Origin of the sequence: Neorhizobium alkalisoli (genome assembly GCF_007829835.1) — a bacterium.
Lineage (GTDB): Bacteria > Pseudomonadota > Alphaproteobacteria > Rhizobiales > Rhizobiaceae > Neorhizobium.
The window spans coordinates 1-3805 of record NZ_VIWP01000028.1; the positions used below are offsets into that span (position 1 = coordinate 1).

A 3805-nucleotide genomic window follows, 5' to 3' on the forward strand; every position below is an offset into this window, starting at 1 on the left:
CAGGACCTTGACCACTACGACCAGCACAAACGATACCTAAAGGCGGGTCACTTCTCGGTGGAAACGCCGGGTCAGCTCTCAGTGGAAATCAACAGTCATGGGCTTTTGAGATCAAACAGCATTTCGCCGCCGCTAAAATTCGCCAAGTGACGTTCGACGCCCGAATGGCATTAGCATGCCGCGACGCGCGCGCCGTGGACAAAATAGAAGCCGATCGCCGAGCTGGTTGCCTCATAATTGTTCCACGCGAACCAGCCGCTACTCCTGACTTGATCGGACATTTCGATGAACTGTGTCACCATGCTGATCTGGCATATCGCATAGGTGGCGGAATAGGTTCGATGTGGCTCGCTTTCACGTTCGTTGATTGATGATCTTGAAAGAGTCGTTAAAAGGTACGGTATGATCAGTCCCGCTGTTCATCGAAATCGAACCGTATCTCTCCTGCCTATTTTGTAGGAAACATGACGGAAACTCATCGCGGCAATCCGCAGCAAGGTAACCAATTGAGCGCGCTAAAGAGCCGCGATGCCAGTGATTATCGCGTATCCATCCTCGAAACCGTCGGCAGTGGCGCAACCAATGCAGACTTATTAACGCTCGAGGCTCTCTGGATGAACAAGCTCCTGAGCCGCAAACTGGGGCTTAATCGCAACTAGCCCCAGCACCCTGCAGCGCTGACTATGCTTGCGTCGTGACAGCCTCAGTAATCACTTTATGCCAATGCGAATGCGAAAATCCGGTCGAGGGGTGTATCAGCCTGATCGCCCGGATGCCGCCATTGGTGCCTACATCGACGTAGTCGCCGCGGAAGTCCCAAGGCTTCTCAATCGCGGCCGGCCAGTGGTTCTTTACGATGTAAGGAAATAGCCCGTAACCGCATATCAAAAGCACCTCCGGCTTGAGATCTGCCAGAACCTTCTCGAAAGGCTCAACCGCAATTTTGTAATGGTCATTGGTCGGGCGACCATTGCGGGCGGTGTCGGTCAACACAACGGGGATGTAGTTGTAGAAGGCGACACTTTGCCAGATATCGGCTTCGCCTCGATGGGTTGACTGAGCAAGATCCGCTCGGCCCTTTCCAGATAGCGCCCACGCAATGTTATCGAGCGTCCTCATCCACTCCCCTCGTGACTGTGTTGAGGCGTAGTGCTTCATGACGCTATGAGTCATGTCGGGGACAATACTGTCAGCGGGGTGCTCAGCAGAGTGGTGTGACTCACCCACAACGAGGATGCGTTTTCCGCCTAGAAGGTCTGAGCGTCCATATTGTTCACCTACCCACGGTTCAAACATTCACAAGCCTTTTTCGTTCGAAAACATAGCCTTACATTCCGCGCCACGCTCGCGTGAAACGTGGTGATTTGTAATGCGGGTCTCTTAAAAAGAGGACCTTCTCTGACCGAAGATGCCAATCATCGAGCAGAATTTGATGCATTTCCTGCTCGAAAACCAGTGCATCCGCGAGAAAGAGGTAGGTATTGTCGTCCTCTCTCCAGTTAACTCTACCTCTCGGGAAATACTCGTAAGGAAAGCGACGAAGATCTTGCCGCTCGCGGCGGAATTCATCCCACACTTCAACGTGTCCTTGCGGATGTGTCTTGAAACCACCCAAGGGTGTCACTTCGTCGAAGGAAGATGATCGCTCGAAAATCTCAAAGCGATTTCCAAGCAGTGGCATGAAGAAAAGTCCTATGCGTCCGCGAACGCTGCCGCAGGCCATCAAGCCCCTTTCTTTTTCCTAAAGGTCGCGGCCGTTTTAGCGACGCAGCCTGTTAAAGTCTTCGCAGGGCGCTTTTCATAACCTAGGGCATACATCCGCTGGCCTACCAGATATCCGGCAAGGATCGTTGTCTCATTGTGACCGCCGTAATCCTTCCCAAGAGCATTCGCAATCAACGGATCAATGGGCTCGAGCGCTGGTCTGCTTTTAGCCGTTGCATCGAGCATAAGATCGGTATGCTCAGGCTTGTTGATGATCAATTCAATTGCACGATAGATGGGATCGCCATTAGCAACAGGCTTGTCCTTGATGTATTTTTCTCCTGTTTTTTCGAGTAAAAGCAGGATTTCGTCCGCCTTTGGCCCCGGATTGCGTAGGCAATTACGGTAAACGGTATCACGCTCTTCCAACGTCATCGCCTTAAGTTTCTCGACCGTGTACATGGTAATCTCCTTAGGCGAGATCAGCGTAGAGGGACGGGTCAACCAGTTTACGAAGCTGAACACCTATGTTCATCCTCTGCTGGCCGGGATTGAGACTGTCATACCGCTTATCGAGCCCATGACTTTTCGCAACAGCGTAAAGCTTATCAAGATCCAGGACGCCCTTTTCGTCTCTGACCTGATTATCAAGCCACATGTTGAATGGACTGTTTTTGGTATTTCTGACCCATGCTTCGCGCTGCTCGCGAGTGATTTTCATCTGACGGCCGCTTGAGCCCTTAGCTCGGTATGTCGTGCCGCTTGTGAACAGGCTGGGGCGAGTGATCCGAAGAGCGGAGCGATCAACCTCGTACCCCATGGCATCCATAATCTGGCGTGCCATATGTCCAATCATTTGCTTAGTGCGATCATCTCTGACACTTTCACCAAACTCGCTCACGAGGCCTTGGGAAAGCGGCTCTACGGCAGCCCGTTCAAGCATGGTGGCGGTTTCCATCCGTATCAGATTGCCTTCTGATGTCAGGAAGGACCAAAGTTCCTTCCCGACCGGAGTATCGGCAAGGTCTTTGAAGTTCTGCGGGGTGTAGGGCAAATTTTTCATATCGTGGTTCACATTGCGGCCTCCTTGACAGATGTTACATATACGTCTGTCTTTAACGCCTGTCAATATTACGTGTGTAATTGCGTTTAGCTAGAAGCGGATTGGTGGCTATTTCTGCTCAGACAAAACAAGTGAGTAGCGCCTATGGCAGACGACACCATCCTGACACTCACCCACGCAACCGAACGCGATATCGATCTTCTACTCATTGAGGAGCTGAAGTGTTCACCAGCGTTCGTGAGGTGGTTGGTTCAGCGCGTCAGCGACAACGATTTCGAACGAAGCTCGGTTACTCACAGCAAGCGGAGAATTCACAACCGCCGCGAGATCGACATCACGCTTTCCGTCGATGGTCCATTCGGACGCTCAGTGATCCTCATCGAAAACAAACTCGACACGCCGGAGCAGCCTCAACAGGCTGAGTCATATCGCGAAGAGGCTCAGTTGCTCGTTAGTACAGGCGCTGCGACGGCAGTCCACAGTGCTCGTTTGCCCTCATGACTACGCTAAAAAGTCAAACCATTTTGCGACCAAGTTCGACCACGTCATCACCTACGAGGAGGTCACGCAATTTCTCGCGGGCCGCGCGTCGAGTGCGATGGAAGAGTTGCGAGCACGTCTTCTCCATCGCGCGGCTTTGTTGACGCAAGCGACAACGAAGGCGCGGCGAGGCTACGAGGCAGTAGCGTTAGCCGACATCGATCGTTTTTCCGAGAAGTATGTTGCGATGCTCAGGGAGGAGGCAATCGTCTTGGAGCCCGGCTCTGCGATGCTGAGCAATGGACGGCCCGGCGAAAGACGCACCATGATTTTCGCGCCGAATGCTTTGCCCAAATGGGCTTTCCTCCCTCAAACGCGTTTGGTCCATCAACTTAGAGAGGCGAACGCCAATATCAATTTATATGGATGGGGCGATTTCTTCACTGAAATTGCTATCACCATGTGAACTGCCCCCCATTTCGACCGGACAGTCGGCATAAGCAGAAAGGCTCAAGCACAGGCTTGAGGATAGGCTTATGTCTAACGAGTATCGACACG

At 52.4% G+C, this 3805-nt stretch carries 7 protein-coding genes; 3 read left to right on the forward strand and 4 right to left on the reverse strand.

Annotated elements, in window-relative coordinates; all coding sequences use genetic code 11:
* Positions 1-464: 464 nt before the first annotated feature.
* Positions 465-659 carry a hypothetical protein gene (locus tag FHW37_RS33255; protein WP_145643843.1) on the forward strand — a complete coding sequence of 65 codons (195 nt, stop codon included), beginning with the start codon at positions 465-467 and terminating at the stop codon, positions 657-659.
* Positions 660-681: 22 nt separating this feature from the next.
* Here the strand turns inward: FHW37_RS33255 and FHW37_RS33260 are convergent, their stop codons facing one another.
* The 4 genes from FHW37_RS33260 to FHW37_RS33275 form a co-directional block, all read right to left on the reverse strand.
* Positions 682-1119 (reverse strand): hypothetical protein, encoded by a 438-nt coding sequence (locus FHW37_RS33260; RefSeq protein ID WP_145643844.1) that lies wholly within the window; start codon positions 1117-1119, stop codon positions 682-684.
* Positions 1120-1327: 208 nt separating this feature from the next.
* On the reverse strand, positions 1328-1681 hold the full coding sequence (locus FHW37_RS33265; RefSeq protein ID WP_145643845.1) for a hypothetical protein: 354 nt from the start codon (positions 1679-1681) through the stop codon (positions 1328-1330).
* Positions 1682-1722: 41 nt separating this feature from the next.
* Entirely contained in the window at positions 1723-2166 is a 444-nt protein-coding gene (locus FHW37_RS33270; RefSeq protein ID WP_145643846.1) for a hypothetical protein, read from the reverse strand.
* Between the two features lie 10 nt (positions 2167-2176).
* Positions 2177-2779, reverse strand: coding sequence for a hypothetical protein (locus tag FHW37_RS33275; protein WP_246691063.1), 603 nt, complete (start codon positions 2777-2779; stop codon positions 2177-2179).
* Positions 2780-2911: 132 nt separating this feature from the next.
* Here FHW37_RS33275 and FHW37_RS33280 point away from each other — a divergent pair, with 132 nt between their 5' ends.
* Both FHW37_RS33280 and FHW37_RS33285 read left to right on the forward strand, forming a co-directional pair.
* Positions 2912-3268, forward strand: a complete 357-nt coding sequence (locus FHW37_RS33280; protein WP_145643847.1) for a PD-(D/E)XK nuclease family protein — start codon at positions 2912-2914, stop codon at positions 3266-3268.
* A complete protein-coding gene (locus FHW37_RS33285) occupies positions 3249-3713 on the forward strand; it encodes a hypothetical protein (RefSeq protein WP_145643848.1) in 465 nt (154 codons plus the stop codon). The genes FHW37_RS33280 and FHW37_RS33285 overlap by 20 nt, the downstream gene beginning before the upstream one ends.
* Positions 3714-3805: the final 92 nt, after the last annotated feature.